General features: G+C 65.5%; 26 protein-coding genes. 13 read left to right on the forward strand and 13 right to left on the reverse strand.

The genetic code is table 11. The annotated features are described in order from the left end of the window. Window positions 1-6: 6 nt before the first annotated feature. Genes FHY55_RS16805 through FHY55_RS16830 form a run of 6 tightly spaced genes read right to left on the reverse strand, consistent with a single transcriptional unit; the run spans window position 7 to window position 5,786 of the window. Window positions 7-471 carry an HAD family acid phosphatase gene (locus FHY55_RS16805; protein ID WP_140015283.1) on the reverse strand — a complete coding sequence of 155 codons (465 nt, stop codon included), beginning with the start codon at window positions 469-471 and terminating at the stop codon, window positions 7-9. Then, window positions 468-1,013 carry a histidine phosphatase family protein gene (locus tag FHY55_RS16810; RefSeq protein WP_140015284.1) on the reverse strand — a complete coding sequence of 182 codons (546 nt, stop codon included), beginning with the start codon at window positions 1,011-1,013 and terminating at the stop codon, window positions 468-470. The genes FHY55_RS16805 and FHY55_RS16810 overlap by 4 nt, the downstream gene beginning before the upstream one ends. After that, window positions 1,010-2,077, reverse strand: coding sequence for an MBL fold metallo-hydrolase (locus FHY55_RS16815; protein ID WP_168223041.1), 1,068 nt, complete (start codon window positions 2,075-2,077; stop codon window positions 1,010-1,012). The genes FHY55_RS16810 and FHY55_RS16815 overlap by 4 nt, the downstream gene beginning before the upstream one ends. Beyond that, window positions 2,078-3,127 carry an ABC transporter ATP-binding protein gene (locus FHY55_RS16820; RefSeq protein ID WP_140015286.1) on the reverse strand — a complete coding sequence of 350 codons (1,050 nt, stop codon included), beginning with the start codon at window positions 3,125-3,127 and terminating at the stop codon, window positions 2,078-2,080. Continuing rightward, window positions 3,115-4,818 carry an iron ABC transporter permease gene (locus FHY55_RS16825; RefSeq protein ID WP_140015287.1) on the reverse strand — a complete coding sequence of 568 codons (1,704 nt, stop codon included), beginning with the start codon at window positions 4,816-4,818 and terminating at the stop codon, window positions 3,115-3,117. The genes FHY55_RS16820 and FHY55_RS16825 overlap by 13 nt, the downstream gene beginning before the upstream one ends. Beyond that, on the reverse strand, window positions 4,818-5,786 hold the full coding sequence (locus FHY55_RS16830) for an ABC transporter substrate-binding protein (RefSeq protein ID WP_140015288.1): 969 nt from the start codon (window positions 5,784-5,786) through the stop codon (window positions 4,818-4,820). Before FHY55_RS16830 ends, FHY55_RS16825 begins: the two co-directional genes overlap by 1 nt. Window positions 5,787-5,957: 171 nt before the next feature. On the opposite strand from FHY55_RS16830, the gene FHY55_RS16835 reads away from it, so the two are divergent. Continuing rightward, a complete protein-coding gene (locus FHY55_RS16835; RefSeq protein WP_371706936.1) occupies window positions 5,958-6,722 on the forward strand; it encodes a DeoR/GlpR family DNA-binding transcription regulator in 765 nt (254 codons plus the stop codon). 107 nt (window positions 6,723-6,829) lie between these two features. On the opposite strand, the gene FHY55_RS16840 is transcribed toward FHY55_RS16835, so the two are convergent. From FHY55_RS16840 to FHY55_RS16860, 5 genes are all read right to left on the reverse strand, one after another. Beyond that, window positions 6,830-7,729 (reverse strand): SMP-30/gluconolactonase/LRE family protein, encoded by a 900-nt coding sequence (locus FHY55_RS16840; protein ID WP_140015290.1) that lies wholly within the window; start codon window positions 7,727-7,729, stop codon window positions 6,830-6,832. 3 nt (window positions 7,730-7,732) lie between these two features. Next, window positions 7,733-8,557: an NAD(P)-dependent oxidoreductase gene (locus FHY55_RS16845; protein ID WP_140015291.1), complete on the reverse strand. Its 825-nt coding sequence runs from the start codon at window positions 8,555-8,557 to the stop codon at window positions 7,733-7,735. After that, on the reverse strand, window positions 8,530-9,813 hold the full coding sequence (locus FHY55_RS16850; RefSeq protein ID WP_140015292.1) for a TRAP transporter large permease: 1,284 nt from the start codon (window positions 9,811-9,813) through the stop codon (window positions 8,530-8,532). Before FHY55_RS16850 ends, FHY55_RS16845 begins: the two co-directional genes overlap by 28 nt. A gap of 3 nt (window positions 9,814-9,816) precedes the next feature. Further along, window positions 9,817-10,332 (reverse strand): TRAP transporter small permease, encoded by a 516-nt coding sequence (locus FHY55_RS16855; protein ID WP_140015293.1) that lies wholly within the window; start codon window positions 10,330-10,332, stop codon window positions 9,817-9,819. An 87-nt stretch (window positions 10,333-10,419) separates the two neighbouring features. Beyond that, on the reverse strand, window positions 10,420-11,421 hold the full coding sequence (locus FHY55_RS16860) for a C4-dicarboxylate TRAP transporter substrate-binding protein (RefSeq protein WP_140015294.1): 1,002 nt from the start codon (window positions 11,419-11,421) through the stop codon (window positions 10,420-10,422). A 260-nt stretch (window positions 11,422-11,681) separates the two neighbouring features. Here FHY55_RS16860 and FHY55_RS16865 point away from each other — a divergent pair, with 260 nt between their 5' ends. From FHY55_RS16865 to FHY55_RS16885, 5 genes are read left to right on the forward strand one after another with little or no spacing between them, the layout of a single operon-like run. Beyond that, the gene (locus FHY55_RS16865; protein ID WP_140015295.1) at window positions 11,682-13,301 is read left to right on the forward strand and encodes an IclR family transcriptional regulator C-terminal domain-containing protein; all 1,620 of its coding nucleotides are present in this window, start codon (window positions 11,682-11,684) and stop codon (window positions 13,299-13,301) included. Window positions 13,302-13,324: 23 nt separating this feature from the next. After that, window positions 13,325-14,056 (forward strand): ribonuclease activity regulator RraA, encoded by a 732-nt coding sequence (locus tag FHY55_RS16870; RefSeq protein WP_140015296.1) that lies wholly within the window; start codon window positions 13,325-13,327, stop codon window positions 14,054-14,056. Beyond that, complete coding sequence (locus FHY55_RS16875; RefSeq protein ID WP_210410502.1) at window positions 14,053-14,517, forward strand: nuclear transport factor 2 family protein; 465 nt, start codon at window positions 14,053-14,055, stop codon at window positions 14,515-14,517. The genes FHY55_RS16870 and FHY55_RS16875 overlap by 4 nt, the downstream gene beginning before the upstream one ends. Next, window positions 14,517-14,804, forward strand: a complete 288-nt coding sequence (locus FHY55_RS16880; RefSeq protein WP_140015298.1) for a YciI family protein — start codon at window positions 14,517-14,519, stop codon at window positions 14,802-14,804. Before FHY55_RS16875 ends, FHY55_RS16880 begins: the two co-directional genes overlap by 1 nt. A 3-nt stretch (window positions 14,805-14,807) precedes the next feature. Then, window positions 14,808-15,857, forward strand: a complete 1,050-nt coding sequence (locus FHY55_RS16885) for a mannonate dehydratase (protein ID WP_140015299.1) — start codon at window positions 14,808-14,810, stop codon at window positions 15,855-15,857. A 279-nt stretch (window positions 15,858-16,136) separates the two neighbouring features. Here the strand turns inward: FHY55_RS16885 and FHY55_RS16890 are convergent, their stop codons facing one another. Continuing rightward, the gene (locus FHY55_RS16890; protein WP_140015300.1) at window positions 16,137-17,609 is read right to left on the reverse strand and encodes a mannitol dehydrogenase family protein; all 1,473 of its coding nucleotides are present in this window, start codon (window positions 17,607-17,609) and stop codon (window positions 16,137-16,139) included. Next, window positions 17,606-18,814 (reverse strand): mannonate dehydratase, encoded by a 1,209-nt coding sequence (uxuA, locus tag FHY55_RS16895; protein WP_140015301.1) that lies wholly within the window; start codon window positions 18,812-18,814, stop codon window positions 17,606-17,608. Before uxuA ends, FHY55_RS16890 begins: the two co-directional genes overlap by 4 nt. 111 nt (window positions 18,815-18,925) lie before the next feature. Between uxuA and FHY55_RS16900 the strand changes: the two genes are divergently transcribed. The 7 genes from FHY55_RS16900 to FHY55_RS16930 all read left to right on the forward strand — a co-directional run bounded on the left by FHY55_RS16900 (window position 18,926) and on the right by FHY55_RS16930 (window position 26,169). Beyond that, window positions 18,926-19,672 (forward strand): GntR family transcriptional regulator, encoded by a 747-nt coding sequence (locus FHY55_RS16900; RefSeq protein WP_140015302.1) that lies wholly within the window; start codon window positions 18,926-18,928, stop codon window positions 19,670-19,672. Next, window positions 19,669-20,640 carry a TRAP transporter substrate-binding protein gene (locus FHY55_RS16905; RefSeq protein WP_140015303.1) on the forward strand — a complete coding sequence of 324 codons (972 nt, stop codon included), beginning with the start codon at window positions 19,669-19,671 and terminating at the stop codon, window positions 20,638-20,640. Before FHY55_RS16900 ends, FHY55_RS16905 begins: the two co-directional genes overlap by 4 nt. A 75-nt stretch (window positions 20,641-20,715) precedes the next feature. Next, complete coding sequence (locus FHY55_RS16910; protein WP_140015304.1) at window positions 20,716-21,222, forward strand: TRAP transporter small permease; 507 nt, start codon at window positions 20,716-20,718, stop codon at window positions 21,220-21,222. A gap of 4 nt (window positions 21,223-21,226) precedes the next feature. Further along, window positions 21,227-22,504: a TRAP transporter large permease gene (locus FHY55_RS16915; RefSeq protein ID WP_140015305.1), complete on the forward strand. Its 1,278-nt coding sequence runs from the start codon at window positions 21,227-21,229 to the stop codon at window positions 22,502-22,504. A 10-nt stretch (window positions 22,505-22,514) separates the two neighbouring features. After that, window positions 22,515-23,561, forward strand: coding sequence for an L-idonate 5-dehydrogenase (locus tag FHY55_RS16920; protein ID WP_140015306.1), 1,047 nt, complete (start codon window positions 22,515-22,517; stop codon window positions 23,559-23,561). A gap of 585 nt (window positions 23,562-24,146) precedes the next feature. Continuing rightward, window positions 24,147-25,295 (forward strand): copper-containing nitrite reductase, encoded by a 1,149-nt coding sequence (gene nirK / locus FHY55_RS16925; protein WP_140015307.1) that lies wholly within the window; start codon window positions 24,147-24,149, stop codon window positions 25,293-25,295. 76 nt (window positions 25,296-25,371) lie between these two features. Then, the gene (locus FHY55_RS16930) at window positions 25,372-26,169 is read left to right on the forward strand and encodes an SUMF1/EgtB/PvdO family nonheme iron enzyme (protein ID WP_140015308.1); all 798 of its coding nucleotides are present in this window, start codon (window positions 25,372-25,374) and stop codon (window positions 26,167-26,169) included. Window positions 26,170-26,276: the final 107 nt, after the last annotated feature.

The raw sequence follows: 26,276 nt of genomic DNA on the forward strand, positions 1-26,276 counted from the left end.
CCCTGTTCAGAAATCCCCCGGAGCGCATTGCAGGCACACCAACCCTTCGCCGCGCCACGCCTCGACCACGGAGCTCCGGTCATCAACAACCAGCCAAGGTTTGAATCCGTCCGCTTGCATTTCTTTCAACGCGCGGCGCTTCACCTCCGGGTCGGTGGCTTCGTCCTGATCTTCGGCGCGTAGATATATGCCGTCAAAGGGAAGCTCGTGTTTGTGCAGCCATGCAATCGTGTGCTCGGCCCAGCCCTTAGGCCGCCCGGAGCAGATCAGAATAGTCTCGCCGCTCTGCTTCAACCGGCGCAACAGTTTTGCAACCGGGGCAATCAATGCGGCATCTGCCATAGCAAGGTGAAATTCATCCCAGTGCTTCTCGATACCATGCACAAGATGGCCCAGCCGCTCCGCGTCGAATTCTGCAAGGGTGCCATCGACATCGAAAACCACACATGGGGTCGGTGCTGATTGGGTCATGTGGTCTTCTCCAGTATCTTATCGCCTGATTTTTCAAACAAGAGCGGCACTGCGTTGGGAGGGCGTTGGCCCACATCGCCTGTCGTCCACAGCACACGGGCAGCACGGATTATGCCCGAGTGACACACCATGACCGGCAGCACCGCCTCTGACGCCGCGCAGATTTCGATGATCGTTGTCTGTACGCGCAGCAGCATATCAGGCCAGCTTTCGCCCCTGAGCGGCGTGTCTTCTCTGATGGGCTGGTGGCTCAAGGGTTGCCCTTCGAACACACCCCAGTCGCGCTCGCGCAATCCATCGTGCAACTCAAACTCTCGGCCCGGAAAGGCGAGGCGTGCGGTGTGCTGGGCCCGTGACATCGGGCTGGCGTAGAGCGCAATCGGTTTTGGCCAAGGCCTGTTTGCCAGCGCACGCGCCTGATCGCAGCCCACCTGAGTAAGCGGCACATCCGTTACCCCGGCGATGATCTCATCTGCGTTCGCCGTCGTCTCGCCGTGGCGGATCAGGCAAAAGCTGCACGACGGCAACGGTATGGCCGTCATAGGCGCACCCGGTCATGAAAGAACACCTCAACGTCGAGATCTTCGATCAGGTAGTCTTCTGGTTTCGCGCAGAATGCGGGGGCAAAGCGCTTAGCGCCGAGTCGCTCTAGCATTTTCACCTGATCACGCAGCGGTGGATGCACGTTCCAGCGCTGGAAATACCCGCCCGGAACGGTGCAAATCCCACGCGCATGGGCTGTCATATGGCCGGTGAACACCACATGCGCGTCACGTCCCAGACGCCCGCTTTCGTGCCACGCCCGCACATAACCCCAAGCGGAGCCCCCGTCGGCATTGGGCGTGTCACATATCAGAAAACGCGCCTGCTCCATCGGTCCACGGCCCAAAAGCGGGGCGATTTGCTGCGCATTTGGGCTGACGGCACCGCTGTGCAGCGCGGCGCGAAGCGTGGCTTGACATTCCGGGTCCAGCATCACGCTTTCACATCCGTAGCGCCGCACCAGATGCAGCGCCATTTCGCCTGCGCGGCCAGAGGGCGGCACAGGCAAAAGCACCTGCCCCTCAACCCGGTCCAACAGCGCATTCAGCGCCTCGAACCGATCCGATTGCGGCACGTCGTCCAGATGATAGGAGCAATCCAGGATCGCTGTCGCCGCAGGAGGCGGGATATCGAAAGCGAACCAACCGGACTCTTCCGACCAATCCCCAGAATAAAAGAGCCCCTCGCCGAGATCGAAGTGAAACCAGACACCACCCATCGCATGGCCATTACGCCCGGTGGTCAGGGTGACACCCTCAATTGTCGTCTGGCCCTGCTCGGGCAACAAATGAACATTGGCCGCAGGCGGCAGGGCCTTGGCTGTTTGCGCCGTAGCGTAGATCGGCAACCCAGCCTCAACCGCATGGGAAGCGCCGCCAATGTGATCGATGTGGTCATGGGTGATGAAGACCGCCTCAGCCCCCTCAAGCCATACCGGGTCGAACTGCGCATTGGCTTCGGGGCCGAAACCGCAATCCAGCAGCCAGACCCGATCATTCACGGTCAATTGCGTGCACGCGGGGCCTTTATCCCCGATGCCGGAAAGTAGTCGTATGCTATGCATTCAATCCTCTGAAAAGGCCCAAGGCGTTGTGATGGTCAGGCCCAGTTGCGCGCCGACTTCGAACCGGGCGCGCGTTTCTGCAACCAGGCGCGCGCCGCAGTCGGTCACCGTTTCCAGCAGGTATTTTCCGCCCATGTAGGTGACCCGCGCGACCTTGCTGCGCAGGTCTCCTGTCTCTTCAATGGTGATGTTCTCGGGCCGCAGGCAGACATGGCTGACCGGCGCCTCCCCCGCCCCCGATTGCACCGTGACCTGCGCGCCCAGGACCCGCGCCTGCACGGTATCCCCCGACCTCTCGATGGCTTGCACCGGCACCACGGTGCCGCGGCCGACGAATTCCGCGACGAAGCGGTTTCGGGGGCGTTCATACAAGGCTTGCGGCGTGTCGAACTGCTGGATGCGGCCGCGGTCCATCACCGCGATCCGGTCGGCCATCGCCATCGCCTCGGCCTGGTCGTGGGTGACATAGACCATCGTGGCGCGGGTGCGCTTGTGAAAATCGGTGAAGACCCCCTGCATCGCGGCCCGCAGCGCCACGTCGAGATTGGCCAGCGGCTCGTCCAGCAGAACGGCGCAGGGATCGGAGACAAGGCACCGCGCCAGGGCCACGCGCTGCCTTTGCCCGCCCGAAAGATCCGAAGGCATCCGGTCCGCGTAGTCGACCAGCCCGGTCGAGGCGAGCGCGGCATCGGTCTGGCGGGCGATATCGGGCTTGGAGAACCGGCGGATTTCCAGCGGGTAGGACACGTTCCGGCGCACGCTCATGTGCGGCCAGAGCGCGTAGGACTGGAACACGAAGCCAATGTTGCGCTCTTCCGGGGGCAGGTTGGCGCCGGTCTCGGCATTGGCCATCTCGCGCGCGCCGATCTGCAGGCGCCCGCGGCTCGGAGCTTCGAACCCGGCGAGGATCCGCAAAAGCGTGGTCTTGCCACAGCCCGACGGCCCGAGCAGGGCGATGAACTCGCCATCCTCGAAGCGCGTCGTGATGTCTTGCAGCGCCGGCGCGCCCGAGAATGTCTTGCCGACCGAGGACAGGTCTATGTCTGCCATGGGACAACTCCTTTGGGAAAGCGGCGCGACATGAGCTGGATCAGCGCCATCAGCGCCATGACCACGAAGACGATGGTCATGGCGAGTGCGCTGGCCATGCCGGTTTCGCCGCTGTCATCGAGATTGAAGATCACCACGCCCAGCGTTTCGGTCCCCGAGGACCACAAGAGCGCCGAAACCGTGAGCTCGTTGAAGGCGGTCAGGAACACAAGGATTGCCCCCGCCGCCGCCGCAGGGGCAGACAGCGGCAGGATCACGTCGCGCAGGCGCCGGTAAAGCGAGGCTCCCACCGATTGCGCCGCCTCGTCCATCGCCGGGTCGAGCTGTTTCAGACTGGCCTGGATCGGGCGGAACATGACCGCGAAGAACCGCGCGATATAGGCCAGGAAGATGATCCAGATCGTGCCGTAAAGCGTGGCGTCGGTGAAGGGCAGCTTGATCAGCAGAAGGATCATCGCGATCGACAGGACGACCCCCGGCAGGGCATAAGGCAGGTCCAGCAGGCTGTCGAACAGGCGCGCGAGGCGGGTCTTGCGGCGTTCCATCAGCCAGGCCAGCGGCAGGCAGATCACCATCAGCGCCAGCGCGGCCCCCGCCGCCAGCCCGAAGGAATTGACGAAGGCCCGCGCTGTCACCGGCTGGCGAAACAGCACCTCGTGCCACAGCTCAAAGGTCACCGTATCAAGGCGCAGCGGCACGCCGTAGGCCGGCACGAGCGAGGTGGCGAGCAAGCCGAACATCGGCAGGACAAGGATCGCACAGACCACGCCCCACAGCGCGATTTCCACCGGCAGCCGCGCCGCGCCCAACGGCAGGGCCAGCGGGCGCGCGGTGCTGCCGACAAGGTGCAGCTTCTGGCGGCCCTGAAAGAAACGTTGCAGCAGGATTCCCGCCACGGCCACGGCGCCGATCAGCATGGCCAGAACAGAGACCTCGGCCAGCACGGTCGTCCCCATCCCGGCGAGCTTTTGATAAACCAGCGTCGGCAGCGTCGCGTAACCGACGGGAATGCCCAGCATGGCGGGAATGCCGAAATTGCCAAGCGCGGTGACAAAGGTGATCGCCGTGCCCGCCGCAAGGCTGGGCAAGGTCAGGGGCAAGACCACCTGCCACCACGTCCGCAGCCCCCTCGCGCCGCTGATCCGCGCGGCCTCGACCACGTCCTGCGGGATCGACCGCAGCCCTGCGCGCAGGGTCAGAAAGATGATCGACATGTGCTGGATGCCCAGCAGAAGGATGATGCCCTCGGGCGAATAGAGCGGCTGGGGCGAGCCCAGCGGCGGCGCAAGGCCGAGCGTCTTCAGCAAAACCGACGATGGCCCCATGATCTGGGTCCAAGACAGCGCCGTGATCTGCGGCGGGATCATCATCGGGATCATCAGGCAGAACACCAGCGCCGCCTTGGCCCGCAGGTCCGTCAGCGCCACGAGAAAGGCAAAGGCCGCCCCCAGCACCAGCGACACCACCGTGCCAAAGCCGGCGGTGACCAGCGAATGCTTCAGCGCGCTCAGGGTCGAGGGCTGCGCAAGCACCTCTTGCATCAATGCGAGGCTCGGAGCGCCCTTGTCGGTGATGCCTTCGACAAACAGGCGCACGACCGGCGCAAGCGTCAGGCAGATCGCCACGACCAGAATGGCCGAAAGCAGCCGGGATTCCGCCCGGCTGCCTCCTGTTTTGAGGGTGGCACCCATTACTCGGCGCCAAAGAGCTCTGAGAATTTCGCCTTGTTGGCCTCGGCGTTCTTCAGCGCCTCGGCCGGGTCAAAGGCCATCAGCTTGATATCGTCACGCGCCGGAAAGCCTTCGGGCACGCCCATGCCGTCGCGCGCGGGGATATAACCCATGTCGAGCACAAGCTCCTGACCCGCGTCGCTGAGCAGGAAATCGACGAACTTCTGCGCACTCTCGACGTTCTTGGCGCTGGACATGATCGCCACCGGCTCGGTCACATAGGACACGCCCTCTTCGGGGAAGACGAAGTCGACAGGCGATCCCTCGGCCTTGTTCCGGATGGCCAGGAAATCGACAACCATGCCATAGGGTTTCTCGCCCGAGGCCACGGCCTTGAAGGTGCCGCCATTGCCGCCCTGCGCGCGCGCCTCGTTGGCGGCCAGCCCTTCGTAGTAGTCCCAGCCTAGGCTTTCATCGCCGGTCAGGGTCGCAAGGTGGATCAGCGCGGCGCCGGAATAGAGCGGCGAGGGCATGGCGACCTGGCCCTTGAGCGATGCATCCGCCAGGGCATTCCAAGAGGTCGGCGCAGCTTCGACGCCCGTGTTGTAGACGATGCCCGTGGTGATCAGCTTCGTCGAGTGGTAGAAACCCTCGGGCGAATAAAGCGCCGCGTCGTAGTTGGCGGCTTCGGGCGATTGATAGGCGGTCAGCAGACCCTCTTGCGCCATGCCTTCCAGCGTCACGGTATCGGCGATCAGCAGCACGTCGGGCTGCGGGTTGCCGGCCTCGATCTCGGCGCGCAGGCGGGCCATCAGCTTGGTCGTGCCATCGCGCACCCAGTCGACCTCGGTGCCGGGGTTGGCGGCGATAAAGGCATCAACAGTGCGCTGCGCATCGGCGTTCGGCTGCGAGGTGTAAAGCGTGATCTTGTCGGCCATGGCCGTGCTGGCCAAGAGCGCGAAGAGGGAGGATGTGAGGAAGGACTTCATGGGGCTCTCCTAGGATGAAGCTTTCGAACGAAAGGTATTTTCCAGGTGCCTTATTCCCGTGAACTTCTACGGTTTTGTAACAGCGGCATTACTTTTTTATTTATATTGCCGGTTTGATCGGGGCTCCCTAACCTTCGAGCAACATGCGGATGCTTTCGAAGGAAAACCATCATGCGGCTGGATGTGACCGGACGGCGTGACCTGATCATCGCCTTGCTAACCGAGAACGAGGCGCTTTCCGCTGCCGAACTCTCGGACCGCCTTGGCGTGTCGGTTCAGACGATCCGGGCTGACCTGCGCGACCTCGACGAAGCCGCCCTAGTCCAGCGCCGCAATGGCAAGGTGCGGCTGCGCCAGCAAAGCGAGAACATCGGCTATCTCCCGCGCGAGGGGATCGCGCGGCAGGAAAAGCAGCGCATCGCGCTGGCGGTCAAAAACCTCATCCCCGACGGCGCCCGCGTGGCCCTGGGCACCGGCACCACGGTGGAGCAATGCGCAAGGTTTCTGGCGTCACACAAAAACCTGTTCGTGGCGTCGAACAACATTCACGCCGTCTGCGCCCTGCAAAACGCGCCCAATGTCGCGGTCGAGATGGCGGGTGGGTCGGTCCGAATGCGCGATCTCGACATGATCGGCATGGCCGCGCATGCCTTCTTTGCGCAATACCGGGTGGATTTCGCGGTGTTCAGCTGCGGCGGGCTGTCCGCCTCCGGCTCGGTGATGGATTACAACATGGACGAGATCACTGCGCGCAAGGCCATTTCCGGATGCGGCAGAACAACCGTGCTGGTAGTGGACAGCACGAAGACCGGCCTGGATCTCGCCTGCCAAACCGGCCACCTGTGGGATTTCGACGTCATCGTGAGCGGCGCAAGGTTTTCAGCGCCTGTTCTGGAAAACTGCGCGCAACATTCCTGCCAAGTCATCCAGGTATGACTGCACCACTGTTTGGCAGGTATCCGAACCGATCCCCAAGACCTTGGGCATGAGGCTCGACCTCACGATGCAGCCCTACCAAGACCCACTCGGCCAAGGCAGCGCCGTCACAATGCGACGGTCATACCAGGCGCGCCTTGAAACTCGGAGGGGTCCAACCGCAAGAGAGCACCGGCAAGCGGTTGGGGGCGGGAGCGGTCGAGGTCTATGGAGATCGACGTGACGAAGATCGTGCGCAGATCGGGGCCAGCAAAGGCCAGTTTCGAAGGCCGCTCCACCGGCAATTCAACCACCGTGTCGATTTCTCCCTCCGGTGTCAGCCGCAACAGCTCCCAGCCGCTCACCCCGGCCATCCAGTAGCAGCCATCCCCATCAATGGCGGCCCCGTCCGGGCGGCTGGCCCGCCCGGCGCTGTCGTAGAACAGCCGTTTGTTCGTCCAATCGCCGGTGTCCATGTCATGGTCCCAGACCCAGATCCGCCGCACCGCCGGAAAGCTGTCAGAGGCATAGGCCCTGCGCCCATCGGGTGAAAACGCCATACCGTTGATCGTGTGGAAGCCCTCGAGGATCGGCTTGGATGCGCCCCGCGAGATCGCATGCACCGTGCCGCTCCGGTCCCCTTCATGCGGGCCGGTGTAGGGCGAGGTTCCGGCAAGGAAGCGGCCGAGCGGGTCAACCGTGCCCTCCGAGAAGCGGTGGCCATAGCGCAGGGGATCAGGGCCGCAGTAATAGTCCAGCGTCCCACTGGCCGGATCGAAGAGATGCACCCCGCTGGCCAGCGCCACCATCAGCCGCCCGTCGGCGCAGGGCGCGCAGCATCCGGGCTGCTCCGGCATCGCCCAGCTTTCGTTGCGGCCCTCGGCAGGGTCATGGGCGTGCAGGCGCCGCCCCTCCACATCGACCCAAAACAGCTTGCCATGCCCGGCAGACCACACCGGCCCCTCTCCGATCAGGGCACCGGGGGCGGTAACGGCGGTCACCTCGGGGCGGATCGTGCGAGGGGCCATGGTTCAACCGCCCCGCCGCTTGATGTTGGCCTCTGCAAACTCCCCGCCGATCAGCTTGCTTGGCCCCGGTGTTGGGTCAAAACCTTCGGGCAGGTTGTCCTCGGGCCGGTCCTGCGGGGCGTGGCCCAGATCCCCCATGCCGTGATTGTCGAAATAGGGTTCGGGGCAGTCGGCGGTAGAATAGATCGCCCGGTGGCCCGCCTCCTGCCGTTCCAGCGCCTTCAACGTCACCCCGGCGAGGTCGGCAAAGCTGATCCACATGTGCAACCGCCGGTCATCCATCACCGTCTCGGCGGTGTTGCCAATGCGTAGGCTGGTGGTGCGCATGCCATGGGCGTCGGCGTAATAGGCCATCACCGCCTCACCCCAGATCTTGTTGATCCCATACCAGCCATCGGGCCGGGGCGGCGCGGTTTCGGCCAGCGGGGCGGCGGAGATCGGGTGAAACCCCCAGCCGTGGTTGGAGCTGGCAAAGACCACATCGCGCAGGCCCTTCGCCACGCAGGCCTCCATCAGGTAGGTCAGGCCGCGATAGTTCACGTCCAGCGTTTCCTCGAAGCTGATGGTCAGCCCGTGCACGGCGGCCAGATGCAGCACCGCATCCACCTGCGCCACGGCGGCCTGCACATCCGCCGCGCAGGCCATGTCGCCGGTCAGCACCGTCTCGCCCGCCCGCGCCTCGGCCGCGGGTGAGCGCGAGAACAGCAGCAAATCGTAATGCGGGCGCAGGAAGGGGCGCAGGCCCGTGCCCACAATCCCCGAAGCGCCAGTGATCAGCAGTTTCTTACGCATGTCGTCCTTCAGTTCATCAGGGTCGAGGGCAGCCATGTCACCAGCCCGGGCACCAGCGCCAGCAGCAGGAAGACCGAGAGCATGACCAGCAGGAAGGGCAGGCTCTCGCGGGTGTATTCCATGATCGAACACTTCAGCATCCCGCAGACGGTGTACATGGTCACCCCGATGGGGGGCGTGTTGCCGCCCATGGTCAGGATGGTGATCATCAGCACCCCAAAGTGGATCGGGTCATGCCCCTGCGCCACGAGGATCGGCAGGAACAGCGGCGTCAGCAGCAGCACGTTCACCGTTGCCTCCATGATCGTACCTGCCACGATCAGGAACAGCAGAACCAGCAGAAGCGTGGCCGTCGGGCTGGCGGCAATCGCGCCGAACAGGCCCTCGATGGCCGAAGGCGCATCGGCCAGCACGATCACATGGCCCAGCGGCGCCGACATGATGATGATGAGCATGATCATCCCGATATCCGTCAGCGAATTCCGCATCACCTCGATCACCTTGGTCAGGCTCAGCTCGCGGTAGATCACCACGCCGACGAACAGCGCATAGAAGATCGCGAAGGCCCCGGCCTCGGTCGCGGTGAAGAAGCCGAAGCGAAAGCCCACCACCAGCAGCACCGGAAAGATCAGCGCCCAGAAGGCCTCGCGGAAGGCCGAAACCACCTCACGAAAGCTGGGCGGCTCGGCCCGCGCCGCGCCATAGCCCGCACGGCGGGAGGCAAAGGTGGTGTAGCCCATCAGCGCCAGCGTGAGGATGATGCCGGGCACGATGCCGGCCAGCAGCAGCTTGCCGATGGAGACATTGGCGATGAAGCCGAAGACGATCAGCCCGATGGAGGGCGGGATGGTGGCGGTGATGATGGCCGAATAGGCGATGACACCGGCGGCGAAGCCCTTGGAGTAGCCTTCCCGCGTCATCGGCTCGCCCAGCAGGCGGCTTTGCATCGCCGCATCCGCCACCGCGGAGCCCGAGATGCCGCCCATCAGCAGCGACAGCACGATGGAGACCTGCGCCAGCCCGCCGGCCATCCAGCCCACCAGCACGTTGGAAAATGTCACCAACCGCCCGGCGATGCCCGAGGCCGACATGATGTTGCCCGCCATCACAAAGAAGGGCACCGCCATCAGGGTGTAGATCTGCGTCACCCCCACCAGCTTTTGCGCGGCGATGGAGGGCGGCATGAACTCACCGGTCAGGAAGGTCGGGATCGAGGCAAGCAGCAGCGAGAAGGCAATCGGCATGCCGAGCGCAACCGCGAGGATGAAGAGGACAACGCCAAGTAGGAGCATGGATCAAAGCTCCCGGTCGCGAGGGTCTTCGCCCCGGCGGATGGCGCGGATGTCGAGGATCAGCGCCTCGATGCAATGCAGCGCCATCAGCAGGCAGGCGGTGGGCAGCGCGGCGGCGACCCAGGAGTTGCGGATGCCTGTCAGCGGCAGTCGGCGGCGGCCCGCCACCTCAACGTAATCGAGCGCAATCCAGCCCAGCGCGATGAGCAGCACCAGCATCACCGCCGAGCGGATCGGGCCAAGCCAGGGGCCGATGGCATCGGGCAGCGCGGAGGTCAGGAACTCCACCGAAAAGTGCTGGCTCTTTCGAAAGGCCAGCACGGCGGCCAGAAAGCACACCCATGCAAAGCACACCTGCGTCACTTCCAGCACCCAGATATTCGGCACGCCCAAAAACCGGGTGACACTGGCCCAGCCGGTCAGGCCGAGAACGGTCACGAGCAAGATCAGCGCGCTCCAGAACTCCAGTTGTTTCAATGCCCTGTAGACGATCATCTGCCCGGCCCTCCCCAATTCCATCCGCGTTATGGCGCGGCTCTTGTTCGGATCATCAAGCGGGCGGCCCCCTGCAAGGGAAGCCGCCCGCCGGTTGGTCTGCCGTTGCGCTTACTCGGCTTCGACGGTCTCGCGGACGGTCTTGTAGGCCTCCGAGATGCCAAGGCCCTCGTACTCGCCCTTCGCCGCTTCGACGAACTCGGCAATGTCGATCTCGGAAACGGTCATGCCGTTATTGGCAAGCCACTCCAGCGCCTTCTCATCCGCCTCGATGTTCAGCTGCGACATGTGGCGCCCCGCCTCGACGGCGCTCTCGCGCACAGCGGTCTGCTGCTCTTCGGTCAGGGTTTCCCACCAGTCTTCGCCCACCACGAGGCCGGTGATCAGCTGGATATGGCCGGTCTTGGTGTAATGGCTGGCCACCTCGTTGAACTTCATCGATTCCACGGCTGCCGGGCCGGCTTCTGCCGCGTCGATGGAGCCCAGTTGCAGCGCCGAGTAGACCTCGGCCCAATCCAGCGGGGTCGGCGTGCCACCCAGCGAGCGGGCGGCGGCGATCCATGCGGGCGCGCCGGGGGTGCGGATGCGCACGCCGTCCATGTCGGCGCGGCTTTCGATCGGTTTCTTGGTCACAAGGTAGCGCGGCCCCTGATACCAGTTGAACGACAGGATCACGTAGCCGCTGTCTTCGCGCAGCTGCTCGGCCCATCCGGCAAAGGCCTCCGAAGTCACAAAGGTATCAGCCTCTTCGTAGCTTTCAAAAACGAAGGGCGCGCCAATGGCGGCAAAGATCGGCGTGTATTCGGCCAGCCGCCCGGCATCGGTGAAGGCAGCAACATTGGCCCCGGCCAACGCTTGGTCCATCACGTCCTGCGTGCCGCCAAGCTGGCTGTTGGGATAAACCTTGATCTCCACGCCACCATCGGTGCTTTCGTCCACCAGTTCGGCGAACTTGTTGAAGCCTTCGACCACCGGGTTGCCATCGGGCAGCACGGTGCCCACGCGCAGGGTGGCGTCCTGTGCGGCTGCGGCTGTGCCGAAGGCGGCGAGACCGGCGGCAAGCGCCAAACCGGAGAGAGTGCGGGCGCTGCGGCCACGGAGTTGAACTGTCATGTGTCCTCCCTGAGACATCTTTTGGGGTTGGCGAGGGAACGCCGGGCGACGAAAGGCTCCTCCCTCTCCATCGCCAAAATTATCACCATGCGGACCATATGCCGGATATCCTCGAGGGAATCGCAGTTTTAGCCCGCGTGTGGCGCCACAATGTGAAAGATATCGGCTCGCCGTCAACCGCAAATATCAAATCATGAGATCAGATGTGGGTTGATGGCCGTTAATTATCACGATATGGAAAATACCAAAAGGAGGATGGGATGAGCAAATCAACCAAGGACCCTGCGGCAGACAGTGCCAGCAAGACCGGGGAGATTCCCGGCACCGGGCTGTTGTCCAAGGCGCTCAACATCCTCGAATGCGTCGGCGCATCTGATGGGCGCCCCCGGATCAAGGAAATCGCCGAGGCCACGGGCTATGCCAAGCCAACGCTCTACCGCATCCTTGCCGCCCTCACGACCCGCGAGTTCGTGCAGGTCGACCCGCGCGACCATGCCTATGAGCTGGGTCCAAAGTTCACCGAGCTTGCGGGCGCCGTTGCGCAAAACTCCGACCTGATCTCCATCTCCGCCGCCGCGATGAAACGCCTCGCCGAGAAATACGGCGAAGCGGTGAGCCTTGGCGTGCTGGCGGGCACCGCGCAGCAAACCATCGCCCGCAAGGAGGGCCTCGGCGTTGCTGTCGCGGGCACCATCGGCGCGCGCAAACCCCTCTATTGCACCTCGCTCGGCAAGGCCCTGCTGGCGTGGCAGCCCGAGGCGGTGCTGGCCGCGCTGCTGGATGACCTCACCTACGAGCCGCTGACGGAGCACACCCACCGTGGCGCAGCAGCGCTGCGCGCCGATCTGGCGGCGGTGCGGATGCGCGGCTTCGCGCTCGACAACGAAGAGATCGTGCCCGGCGCAAAATGCGTCGCCGTGCCGATCCTCGCGCCGGACGGGGTGGCGATTGCCGCGCTCAGCGTGTCCGCCCCCGCCCACCGGATGGCCGACAGCCGCCGCCAGGACATCGCCATCGAACTGCAATCGGCCGCGCGTGAGATATCTGGCGCCCTTGCCGAGAGCGCTCCGGGCAACTACCGCGGGCCGGACCTGCCCGAATGGCTCGCCCCCCTGTCCGGCCTGTCGACCTTCGCCACCGTGCAGCTGTTCGATGGGCCCGGCGGCACCCCGCTGGCCTGCGACGGGCCCGGCGCAGCGCTGCTGAACGCCACGGACGGCGCGCCGCTTTCCAGCTTTTCCGCCCCCCTGCGGGCGGCCTGCCACCCCGGCGCGGGCGATGTGGTCCTCGCCATCGCCGGAAGCACCCTTTGGCGGGTGGACCTGTCTCAACCCGGCGAAGACGGCACCCATGCTGCAACCCGGCTTGCCGATGCGCCCGAACTGGCCGAGGTTGACGGATTGGTGGCCGTCGATGGCACGCTCTACGCCGCCGCCGGCCCTCGCATCCTCAAGCTCGACACCGACGGGCGCTGCACGCCGCTACACGCGCGCCGCCGCCCCGGCAGCGGGCTGAAAACGCGAGATGGCACCTTGGTCTTTGCCACCGATGACGGCCTCGCCGCGCTTGACCCTTCCACCGGCACCGAACGGCTGATCGTGCCGCTGGACCCGGCAGGCCTGGCCGATTTCGCGCTCGCCCCCGGCGGCAGGGTCTGGCTGGCGCGGCACGATGCCTGGGGGCTGGACATGCTGGCAGGCACTGCCGCGCCCGTGCATCTCCCCCTGCCCGTGCCCACCGCCAGCGCCCTCCATATCGACGCCGCCGGCACCCTGCGGATCGGCACTGCGCGGCTTTCGCTGTCCTCGGCACAGCTCGACCTTGCGCCCCTCGCGGGCAGCCTCTTCACAGTGGACGCAGCCCGCGCTCCCCTGCCCTGACACGACCAGACCGGAGACCCTAAGTGACGAACCCACTCGCCCCCGATACGCTCGACCTGCTGCGCAAGACCAGCACGGCAACCCTCTCCACCCAGCTGTTCAAGCGCAACTTCCGCCAGCCCTTCCTCGTGGACGTGATGCCCCTGTCGCGCGAGATCGAGCGGTTCGCAGGCGAGGCCTTCACCCTGCGCTTCGTCCCCTCCCGGGAGGACAAGGATTGGGATCTCGGCGATCTGTCCAAGCGCGGCGAGGACAACATCCAGTGGGAGGCCGTCGAGGCCATCGAGGCCGGTCAGGTTCTGGTGATCGACAGCCGCAACGACCCGCGCGCGGCCAGCGCCGGCAACATGCTGATGACCCGGATGATGCGCAAAGGCGTGGCCGCCGCGATCACCGATGGCGCGTTCCGCGATGGCACGGAAATCTCGCAGATGAACTTCCCGGCCTATTGCCGCTCCAACACCGCCACCACGCGCCCCGCCTACCACCGCGCCATCGCCATGCAGGAGGTGATCGGCTGCGCTGATGTGGCCGTCTATCCGGGCGATATCATCGTGGGCGACAGCGACGGCGTGATCGTCATCCCCCGCGCCATCGCCGATGAGGTGGCCCGCGACAGCTACGAGCAGGAGCTGCGCGAAAAGTTCCTCTTCACCAAGATCGACAGCGGCGCGCCGCTCTGGGGCACCTACCCGCCCAACGCCGAAACGCTGGCCGAATTCGAAACATGGAAAGCCGAAGGAAACACGCTGTGACCACCCCCGCAGAGAAAGCCGAGGCGCTGATCCGCCATTACTTCGACATGTGCAACAAGGCCGACCGTCAGGGGCTGATCGACTGCTTCACCCCCGACGGCACCCATTACTTCCCCCCCGGCCTGCCCGGCGCGCCCTGGCGCGGGGCCGAGGCGGTGGCCGATGGCTGGGTGATGTGCGTCGAGAAGATGGGCAGCAAGTGGACCATCGAAAAGGTGCTCTGCGCCGCCGATGGCCGCGAGGCGGTGATCGAATGGACCCACTGGAAAACCGGCATCGGCGAGGCCCTGCGCGGCGACGAGTGGTATATCTTCAACGACGACATCACCAAGATCAAAGAGATCCGCGCCTATTACGCCAGCCCGGTCGACAAGTCCGAGCCGGTCAACAAGCTGCATGACTTCGATTACGAGGGGCGCGGCTATCACATGGAGCCCCCCACCGTGGAGGGCCGCGACTGATGCAATTTGCCCTGATCTGCCGCGATGGCAGCGACGTGCTGGCCAAACGGCTGGCCAACCGTGACGCGCATCTTGAACGCATCCACGCAATGAAGGCCGAGGGCCGCATCCTCGACGGTGGCGCGATCCTGTCGGACGAGGGCGAGATGGCCGGCTCGGTCGTGCTGTGCGACTTCCCCGACCGCGCCGCGCTCGATGCCTATCTGGCCAGCGAGGTCTACGCCACCGAAGGCATCTGGGCCGACATCGAGGTGCTCCCCTTCAAGCGCGTCCAGTGGAAGGGCTGAGCGATGTATATCGGTGAACAGATCAGCTTCCCGACCTCCGAGCGCCTGCGCCTGTCGCGCCAACTGGGCTGCGAAAGAGTGGTCATCGACGCCCGCCCGCTCGACGAGGTGATGGGCCCGGACGGTCGCTGGGACGCAGAGAAGATCCGCGCCTTCACCGCCCGCGTGGCGGCAGAGGGGCTGCGGGTGGAAGTGATGGCGCTCGACGTCGGCTCCCTGCTGCTGGATTCCCTCTACGCCCCCGAACGCGCCGAAGCGCTGGCCGAGGAGCTGCGCGCCAACATCCGCGCGGCCGGCGCGGCGGGCATCCCCTGCCTCAAGTTCAACGTGCAGATGGTCGGCATCACCCGCACCGGCATGGTCACGGGGCGCGGAGGCATCAAATGCTCAGCCTTCCGGCTGGAGGATTACTCCCCCGAGAAAGACAGCCGTTTTTCCTATCGCGGCGTGGTGCTGCCCGACGAAGACACCGCAGACGGCAAGGGCACGGCGGGGCAAAAGTCTGCCCAGGAGGTGCCCGGCGTGACCGAGGCGCAGGGCTGGCAGGCGCTGAGCTATCTGGTGAACGCGCTGGTCCCCACGGCGGAGGAGGCGGGCGTGAAGCTTGCCGCGCACCCGCATGACCCGGCCTATCCGGTGGGCGGGCTGAACGGCGTTCACCACAACCTCGGCTCTATCGAGGGGATGCGGCGGTTCCTCGATCTGGCCAATGGCTCGCCCGCGCTCGGCCTGAACTTCTGCCAAGGCACGATTGCCGAGATGTCGACCGAGGGCACCGACTACGTTATCCGCGCGATCCGCGAGTTCGGGCCGGGCGGGCATATCTTCATGGTGCATTTCCGCAATATCCGAGGCGGGCACCTCGATTTTCACGAGTGCTTCCCCGACGAGGGCGACGTGGATATGGCTGCCTGCGTGCGCGCCTACCGCGATGCGGGCTACAGCGGCATCCTCTGCCCCGACCACGTGCCGCTGAGCGAGCTCGACCCCGACCGCACCCGGTTCTTCGCCTTCGCCCTAGGCTACACCAAGGGCCTGCTCCACGCCGCCTGAGTCGATAAGAGCCAGCGCCACACCCCCAATCTCGCCTCTCCCGTCGTGTTTACGAACGCGGCGGAAGACGTCTCGTCACGCCGCCCAATGGCATTCCCGTCCCGGCCAAAGGTCAGCTCAGCACCGCAAACGACAACACGGATGCTACCGTTTGAATACAGCGGATAATTTCCAAAAACTCAGCAAAACAACGCCTTTTCGCCAAAGAGGGCACGGTGACAGGTATGCCGAGGGCAGTGTAGCGGTTTAGCACGGCGCCGCCCTAACCGCTCCGTGCGCTCACTGCGCCTGCGCACCGGCTTCAGTCCTGATTGCCCCTGCCATTCCACTTTGACGCATGGCATCTAACTTCGCAGTGACGGATCGGTGAAGGCGGGGATTGGCAATAAGTGACTTGGGGAAGAGGCCCGGCATCTCCATCAGATTAGATACGGTTGTCGCTGTATCATCCGTGTCATTGGCGAACCGCCGCAACTCGGCCTCTCGCGGGTCTCTCAGTTCGAAGGCCTCTCCCGCATCGGTCTTCCCCATTGCGTAACGCATCCAGGCGGCGATGGCGAAGGCGAATGGCTCCACGGAATGGCCTTTCGAAACGGCGACCTCGGCAGGGGCAAGGATCCGTTGCGGTAGCTTCTCGGTGCCGTCCATGGCGATCTGGTAGGTCTGGTGCCGCAAGTGCGGGTTGGAGAACCGGGTGCAGAGCGCTTCGGCATAGGCGGCGAAGTCGACGCCGGGAAGCTCTGGGAGCGTGGCGGCGGCGGCGGCGAGGTGGCGGCGCACCAGCGCTGCGAGGGAGGCGTCCTGCATCACGTCAGAGACGTGGCGATGGCCGCTGAGGAATCCGGTATAGGCCAGCATCGAATGCGCGCCGTTCAGCATCCGCAGCTTCATCTCCTCGTAGGGCTTCACGTCGGCCACGAACATCGCGCCCGCCGCCTCCCAAGCCGGGCGGCCGGTTGGAAAGCTGTCCTCGATCACCCATTGGGTGAAGGCCTCGGTCTCTACCGCCGCCTCGTCGCGCTGACCTGTCATCGCCTCGGCGTCGGCGAGGGTTTCGGGCGTGGCAGCGGGCGTGATGCGGTCGACCATGGTGGAGGGAAAGGCCACTTCCGCAGCGATGAAATCGGCCACCTCGGGCGCGGTGCGGCGGGCGAAATCCACCAACAGGCCGCGCAGGAGCGGGCCGTTCTCGGGGAGGTTGTCGCAGCAGAGCACGGTGAAAGGCGGGTGGCCCGCGGCACGGCGGGCTTGAAGCGCCCAGACCAAGAGGCCAGCGACGCCGATAGGGGCCTCGGGTGCGGCAAGGTCGTGTGCAATGGCGGGGTGAGACGGGTCAACGCCGCCGGTGGTGCGGTCGATGCCATAGCCCTTTTCGGTGACGGTCATGCTGACGATGCGGGTGTGCGGCGAGGTCAGCGCGGCCAGCACCTCGGCGCGATCAGGCCCGAGGCAGAGCGCCCCGGCGACCGAGCCGATCACCCGGGCGCGGCTGCCCTCGGCGCTGCGCTCGATCAGGGTGAAGAGCCCGTTCTGGGGGCCGAGTTGCGTGGCGGGTTCGGGGCTGCGCAGGCTTACACCACAGATGCGCCAGTCACCGCCCGAGGCGGCCAGCGCGGTATCGGTCGCGGCGGCCTGGTGCGCCTTGTGAAAGGCCCCGAGCCCGAGGTGGACGATGCCCACGCCATGATCGGCGGGCACATAGCCGGGCCGCGCGACGGTGTCGGGCAGCCCCTCCAGTGTTGTCAGCCTCATGCGGTGATCCGGGGTTCGAGCGCGGCGATGATCCCGCGCAGCTCGGCCAGGCCCTTGAGCCGCCCGATAGAAGGATAGCCGGGTTGCGCGCTGCGCTTCAGGTCATCGAGAATGTCCTGCCCATGATCGGGGCGGAAGGGAATGGACCAGTCAGCACGTCCGGCGGCCTTGCGCTTCGCCTCCTCATTCAGTGCCGCCTCGATCAAGGCCACCATGTCGGTATCGCCGCCGAGGTGCTCGGCCTCGTGGAAGTCGCCGCGGATATCGCCGGTCTCGCGCGTCACGTTGCGGAGGTGCAGGAAATGCACCCGGTCGCCCAGCCGCTCCATCATGCCCGGCAGGTCGTTGTCGGGCCGGGCACCGAGCGAGCCGGAGCAGAGAGTGATGCCGTTGGCGGGGCTGTCGACGCCCTCGACCAGCTTTTGGTAGTGGTATTCCGTCGACATGATCCGGGGCAGGCCCAGCAGCGGCACCGGCGGGTCGTCGGGGTGGCAGCACATCCGCAGGCCAAGGCGCTCGGCGGTGGGCACCACCTCGGCAAGGAAGTCGAGCAGGTGCTTGCGCAGGGTGTCTTCACTCATCGCGGCATATTGGGCGAGGTGGTCGCGCACGTCTTCGAGAGAGAAGCTCTCCGCTGCGCCGGGCAGGCCGAAGACGACGTTCTTGGCGAGTTGCGCCTTGCGGTCCTCGGACATCTCGGCAAACCGCCGGGCGGCGGCGTCGCGCAGGGCCTCGTCATAATCCTCCGCCGCGCCGGGGCGGGCGAGGATGTGCAAGTCGAAGGCGGCAAAATCGGTGAGGTCGAAGCGCATGCAGGTGGCGCCGTTCGGCATCCGCCATGCAAGGTCGGTGCGGGTCCAGTCCAGCACCGGCATGAAGTTGTAGCAGATCACCTCGATCCCTGCCCCGGCGAGGTGCTCGAGGCTGGTGATGTAGTTGGCGATGTGGCTGCTCCAGTCGCCCTGCTGCTTCTTGATGTCTTCTGAGACCGGCAGGCTCTCGACCACGTCCCAGCCGAGGCCGGAGGGCGCGCCGTCGGTCATGGTGCCGATCTCGCGCTGCCGCTTGGCGATCTCCTCGGGCGTCCACACGGCGCCGGTGGGCACATGGTGCAGCGCCGAGACGATGCCCTGCACCCCCGCCTGCAGCGTGTCGTCGATGGATACCAGGTCACGGGGGCCGAACCACCGCCAGGTCTGTTTCATGTGAGAAGCCTCCCGAGTCGTCTGTCGGGGGCAAGGTATCAGACCGCCGCGAACCTGACTAGTATGGAAGTATGGAAGTATGGTAGGCATGCGCCGGGAGGAGAGCGAATCATGACGGAGAACCGCATCACATCCGCTGCGCTGGATCCGGCATCGCCGATCACGCCGCAGATCTATGCGCATCTGCGCGACGCCATCATCCGCAACCGCCTTTCCCCCGGCGACCGTATCTCCGAGACCGAGATCGCCCGGAGTTGGGACGTCAGCCGCCAACCAGTGCGCGAGGCCTTTATCCGTCTCGCCGGCGAGGGTCTGCTGGCGGTGCTGCCTCAGCGCGGCACCATCGTGACCCGGATCACCTATTCCGACGTGCTGAACGCGCGCTTTCTGCGCGAGGCGATCGAGGCCGACATTGCCAAGATCCTCGCCCGGCGCCCCGACCCGGCGCTGATCGCCGAGCTGCGCGCCCAGCTCGAGGCACAGGAAGCGGTGGCCTCCAGCAGCCCGCAAGAGTTCATCGGGCTCGACGAGCAGTTTCACCGCACCCTCGCCGATGCCGCCGGAAAGCGCGGCGCGTGGCGGCTGATCGAGGGGCTGAAATCGCAGATGGACCGGGTGCGCTTTCTGTCGCTCGGCCATTTTCCGGTGGAAAAGCTGGTGAGCCAGCACCGCGCCATCGTGGATGCCATCGAGCAGGGAGACATGAGCGCCGCCAATGCCGCCGTCCGCACCCATCTGCGCGAGGTCCTCACCGACCTGCCGCAGATCCATGCGGCGCGGCCAGAGTTTTTCGACGTGCCGGAGGGGGAAATCCCCGAGCCGGTCAATGCACCCATCCAAGGAGGAAAAGACACATGACATTCAACTGGAAAAAGCCGGTTCTCGCCGTGGCCATGGCCGCGCTGACCGCCGTGCCCGCCTTCGCGCAGGAGATGACCCTGAAGCTGGGCCACCTCGCCAACGAGGAAAACCCCTGGCATCTCGCCTCGGTGAAGTTCGCCGAAGAGCTGGCCGCCCGCACCGACGGGCGCATCGTGGTCGAGGTCTTTCCGAACGAGAGCCTCGGCAAGGAAATCGACCTGATCAACGGCATGCAGCTTGGCACCGTGGATATGGCGATCACCGGCGAGAGCCTGCAGAACTGGGCCCCGATGGCCGCGCTCCTGGCCATTCCCTACGCCTACAAGTCCATCGAGCACATGGATGAGGTCGCTTCTGGCGAGATCGGCGAGCAGATCAACGCCGAGATTATCGAGAAGGCACAGGTTCACCCGATTGCGTACTTCGCCCGTGGCCCGCGCAACCTCACCTCGAACCGCCCGATCGAGACCCCGGCCGACCTGAACGGCCTCAAGATGCGCGTGCCCAACGTGCCGCTCTTCATAGACGTATGGTCCTCGCTTGGCGCGGCCCCCGGCCCGATGGCATTCTCCGAGGTGTTCACCTCGCTGCAGAACGGCACCATCGAAGCGCAGGAGAACCCGCTCGCCCTGATCCGCTCGGCCAGTTTCAACGAGGTGCAGAGCCACGTGAACCTCACCGAGCATGTCCGCTCCTGGGCGATCATGGCCATGGCCGAAAGTACATGGCAGAAGCTCTCCGAGGACGACCGAAAGGCAGTCATGGAAGCGGCTGCAATTGCCCAGGCCTATGAGCGTGACCTGTTCGAGAAGAGCCTCGCCGATGATCGCGCCTACCTTGAGGCCAATGGCATGACCTTCGTTGAGGTTGACGGTGCCGCCTTTGCCGCCGCTGCCAAAGACGCCGTGCTGAGCAACGTCAGCGACGAGATCCGCCCGATCGTCGAAGGGCTGTTCGCCGAGTAACCCAGCCTTCGGGCCAACGGCCGGCGTGGCTCTCCCCCGCGCCGGCCGCCTTTCATCTGACCGGAGACTGCCGCCATGCGCCTTGCTGAAACCCTCGTCCGCATCCTCACGCTCGTCGCCCGCATCGGCGCGGGTGTGGCTTTTGCGGTGCTGATCGGCACCGTGCTGGTGCAGGTCGTGGGGCGCACCACCGGGCAGTCGCCCGTCTGGACAGAGGAACTTACCCGCTTTGCCCTGCTCTATCTCGTCGCCTTCGGTGCGGGCCTCAGCCTGCGCACCGGCGATCTGGTGAACGTCGACGTGATCAGCGAGTCACTGCCGGGCAAGTTGCCCTGGATCCTGCGCCTGCTGGCTGCCGCCGCCACCGCCGCGCTCGCGCTCTACCTGCTGCCCCATGCTTGGAAATACGTGACCATCGGCAAGATGCAGACCGCCCCGGCGCTGGGCATCCGCATGACCTGGGCGCATCTCACCGTCTTCATCCTGCTCGCAGGCCTCGCCCTCTTTGCCCTGCTGCGCTGCATCGCCATGCTCTCGGGCGCCGAGGACGGCACCCCCGTGAAACCCACCGAGGAGGAATGACCTCATGGACGTGACCATTCTCCTCACCGTTTTCGTGCTCGGCCTCGCGCTGGGCGTGCCCGTTGCGATCACGCTGGGCCTCTCGTCGCTCGCCTACCTCGCGTACGCCGGCATCCCGCCGGTGGTCATGCCGCAGAAGATGTATGCGGGCATGGACGTGTTCGTGCTGCTCTCGATCCCCGGCTTCATCCTCGCCGGCAACCTGATGAACCGCGGCGGGATAACAGAGCGGATCATCAGGTTCGCCAATGCGCTGGTGGGCTGGATACGCGGTGGGCTGGGCCTGACCAATATCGCCGCCTCCATGCTCTTCGGCGGGATCACCGGCACAGCCGTAGCCGACGCCGCGTCTATTGGTGGCGTGATGATCCCCGGCATGAAGAAGGCAGGCTACCCGGCCGACTTCTCGGCTGCCGTCACCGCCGCCTCCTCCACAGTCGGCCCGATCATCCCGCCCTCGGTGCCAATGATCATCGTCGGCGCGCTCTCGGGCATCTCGGTGGGCAAGATGTTCCTCGCCGGAGCCATCCCCGGCATCCTGATGGGCCTTGCGATGATGGTGACCTGCTACATCATCTCGCGCCGCAAGAACTTTCCGCACCAACCGTGGCAGGGCTTTGGCGAGGTGGCGCGCAGCTTTGGCGGGGCGATCTGGGCGCTGGCGATGACCTTCCTGATCATCTACGGCCTGCTCTCAGGCCTCGCCACGCCGACCGAAACCGCCGTGGTCGCCTCGGTCTATGCCTTCCTCGTGGGCGCTTTCATCTACCGTGAACTGCCGCTGAAGCACGTGCCCGGCATAGTGATCGACAGCGCCGTGGCCGCTGCCGGCATCCTCGCGCTCGTCGGCTTTGCCAATGTCTTCGGCTGGATCCTCGTCTCCGAGCGCATCCCGCAGGCGATTGCCGATGGCGTGCTCTCGGTCACAGACAACAAGTTCCTCGTGCTGCTGCTGATCAACCTGCTGCTGCTCTTCGTCGGCATGTTCCTCGAGACCATCGCCGCGCTGATCATCCTCTTCGTGCCCCTTCTGGCGCTCTCCAACGCCGTCGGCATCGACCCGATCCACTTTGCCACCGTCGCCGTGCTGAACCTGATGATCGGCCTCACCACGCCGCCCGTCGGCGTGTGCCTCTTCGTCTGCGCCAACATCGCCCGGTTGCCTCTGGCGCCGGTGGTGGTGGCCATCTTCCCCTTCCTTTTGACCAACATCCTCGTGCTGCTGGCGGTCACCTACATCCCGCCGCTCGCCACCTGGTTGCCCTCGGTCCTCACACCTTAGGAGCCTGCCCATGGACGCCCGCGTTTGCCGCCTCTACGGCCAGAACGACATTCGGATCGAAACCGCCCCCGTGGCCGAGCCCGGCCCCGGAGAGGTGCTTCTGGCGCTGGCCGCGGGCGGCATCTGCGGGTCGGACCTGCATTACTACCAGGACGGCGGCTTTGGCCCGATCCGGGTGCGCGAGCCGATTATACTTGGCCATGAGGCCTCGGGCACTGTGGTGGCGGTGGGCGCAGGGGTGAGCGGCGTGGCTGAGGGCGACCGGGTGGCGATCAACCCAAGCCGCACCTGCGGCACCTGCAGCTTCTGCCAAGAGGGCCTGCCGATCCACTGTCTCTCCATGCGCTTCAATGGTTCGGCCATGCGGATGCCGCATGAGCAGGGCCTGTTCCGCGACCGGATGGTGGTGGATGCCGTGCAATGCGTGAAGGTGGCCGGCGGCGTGAGCCTGGCAGAGGCCGCCTGCGCCGAGCCGCTGGCGGTGTGCCTGCATGCCCGCAACCAGGCGGGCGACCTCGCGGGCAAGCGCGTGCTGGTCACCGGCGCAGGCCCGATCGGGGCGCTCTGCGCCGCCGCCGCCGCCGAGGCGGGCGCGGCGGAGGTGGTGGTGACCGACCTGCAGGATTTCACCCTCGGCGTGGCCACGCAGATGGGTGCGACCCACACCATCAACGTGGCGACCGAGGCCGACGCGCTGGAGCCCTATGCCGAGAACAAGGGCAGCTTCGACGTGGCCTTCGAGTGCTCCGCCGCCGCCCCCGCGATCAAGAGCGCCATCACCTGCCTGCGCCCGCGCGGGCGACTGGTGCAGGTGGGCGTGTCGGGCGATGTGCCGATCCCGCTGAACATGCTGGTCGGCAAGGAAATCGCCTATCACGGCACCCAGCGCTTCGCCGGCGAGTTCGCCGAGGCTGTGGCCCTCATCGGTAACGGGCGGATCAAGGTGGCACCAATCATCACCGGCACCTTTCCGCTGGAACAAGCGGTGGAAGCCTTCAACACCGCCGGAGACCGCAGGGGCGCGGTAAAAGTGCAAATCGCCTTCTCCGGGGACTGAACACCTAGAGAGGTGCTCAACGTTGCGCAGCGAGACCTCGCCGGTAAAGGCAGCAACTCCAACCATCTGCTCGGCCTCACCACGGCATAACGGCAGATTTGCGCACCCCATTTTTCCCGGCACCGAGAGTCATCAGGATGGAGACATGAAAGAGTTTCTATGACTCCAAAAAGATCAATCACCTGACGAAACCCACTCAACGCTTTCCTCCCACGTCGGGCGAAACGGCGGAGCATGTGATTTCCTCATACGCTGCCTGAAGGGCCGCTCTCGGCAGTGGCACCGGTGATGAGCCACGATGGTATCGCGGACGGTCCCTGCCACTCGGGAGTTCCAAGAAAGGGCGGATAACGCCATGCTCGATGCCACGCCAGAGTGGCGGAGAGCGCTACCAGAGGGGTGAATCCCCCGCGGCTGCCCACCCCCCTCTTGGCCAAACCACATGACACTGCCCCACCGCCTATCCTTGGTGTCGCAGCAGGCCAGTGCGCGACCGCCCGGAAGTTTGCGTTCCAGCAACGTTTGGCGCCGCCGGTTCTCATAGACTCCGAAGCAACAGCAATCCGTTGCAGAAGGAGAACCGAGATGCTGACGAGACGTGCCGCGCTAATGGGGGCCGCCGTGCTGGCGTCCATTCCCATGCTGACCAGACACGCCAAGGCCGAGGAGATCATGGATACCTCCATGGCCGCCCCGGTCGACCTGTCGAACCTGCAGCGCATCAAGCGCAAGCTGATCCGCCCGCCTTTCGTGCACGAGCACGAGCAGGTGGCCCCCGGCGAGCCGCGCATCGTGGAGTTCGAGATGCAGATCGTCGAGAAAGAGGTCGAGGTCGATAGCGGCGCCTACCTTCAGGCGATGACCTTCAACGGCTCGGTCCCCGGCCCGCTGATGGTGGTGCACGAGGGCGATTACGTCGAACTGACGCTCTACAACTCGCCCGAGAACCTGATGCAGCACAACATCGACTTCCACTCCGCCACGGGGGCCCTGGGCGGCGGCTCGCTGACCCTGGTCAACCCGGGCGAGAAGACCGTGCTGCGCTGGAAGGCCACCCGCCCCGGCGTGTTCGTCTACCACTGCGCCCCGGGCGGCCCGATGATCCCCTGGCACGTCGTCAGCGGCATGTCGGGCGCCATCATGGTGCTGCCGCGCGACGGGCTGAAGGATCACGAGGGCAGGCCAGTCCGCTACGACCGCGTCTTCTACATCGGCGAGAACGACTTCTACATCCCCAAGGATGAGAATGGCGACTACAAGCGCTACGAGGACGTCGGCGAAAGCTATCCCGACACGCTCGAAGTGATGAATGGCCTGATCCCCAGCCACGTCGTGTTCAACGGCAAGGTAGGGGCGCTCACGGGCGACAATGCGCTCCATGCGGCGCAAGGCGAGAAGGTGCTCTTCATCCACAGCCAAGCCAACCGCGACACCCGCCCGCACCTGATTGGTGGGCATGGCGACCTTGTGTGGGAGACCGGCAAGTTCAACAACCCGCCGGAACGCGACCTTGAAACCTGGTTCATCCGTGGCGGCTCCGCCGGGGCGGCGCTCTACGAGTTCCTCCAGCCCGGCGTCTACGCCTACGTGAACCACAACCTCATTGAGGCGGTGAACCTTGGCGCAACCGCGCACGTGGTGGTGGAGGGCGACTGGAACAATGACCTGATGGAGCAGGTTCAGGCCCCGGTCGAATACAACGCCGCCTACGAAGGCAAGACCGCGCTGCCATAAGGCGGCCACCCTGCGGGGAAGGCGCTGGGTGGCCGGAACGCTCCGGCCACCCGTTTTGGTTTCGAGGAAAACGATCATGCGAAAGAGCTTCATCCTTGCGGGTGTCGTCATGGCGGCTGCGCTTGGAGCGCTGGCCATCACGGTGCCGGGCCCAGAGCCCGACGGCGTGACGCGGCCCGAGACCGTGAGCATCGCACCCGGCCAGATCGCCTTTCGTCCGCTCGGCAACTTCAGCCGCGCGGGCAAGGCCAGCACGCCGGGCGTGCGGCAAGTGGAGGTGCCCGGGTTCGAGATCATGAAGTTTCAGGTGTCCCGCGCCGAGTATCTCGCCTGCGTGGCCGATGGGGCCTGCGAAGACGTGGGCACCGGCGCGGGCCGCTATGCCCAAACGATGGTGAACTGGGCCGACGCCACCGCCTATGCCGCCTGGCTCTCGCGCCAGACAGGCGAGACCTGGCGGCTGCCCAGCGAGGCAGAGTGGCAGCGCGCCGCTGCCGAGCGGCAGGGCGATGCGGCACCTGACGAGGGCGAGTTGGACCCGGGCACGCGGATGCTTTCGCAATACGAGCGCGGTGTGCTGCTGCGCGGCAGCTCCAGCCCGGCCTTGCGGCCTCTGGGCGGCTTTGGCGAGAACAGCCTCGGGCTGGCCGACCTTGGCGGCAACGTCTGGGAGTGGACAGACGGATGCATGGCCACGGGCCGGCTCGCCGCGGACGGCAGCATCGAGGCCTCCGAGCCCTACTGCGGCGTCCGTATCGCCGGAGGACGGCACCGGGCGGCGGTAATCGACTTCGTCCGCGATGCCAGCGTCGGCGGCTGCGCCGTGGGCCTGCCCCCCGATCACCTCGGCTTTCGCCTGGTACGCGAAGGCTGAGGCCCCGCCGCGAGACGGAGGGCCATGGCCGACCGTTTCCGCCGCCGCCCCTCCCCGCGCGTCAGCGGGCGCAGAGAAAGCAGGGCGGTGTTGTCAAAGAACGGCCC

Source organism: Oceanicola sp. D3 (assembly GCF_006351965.1).
In the GTDB taxonomy this organism is placed as follows: domain Bacteria; phylum Pseudomonadota; class Alphaproteobacteria; order Rhodobacterales; family Rhodobacteraceae; genus Vannielia.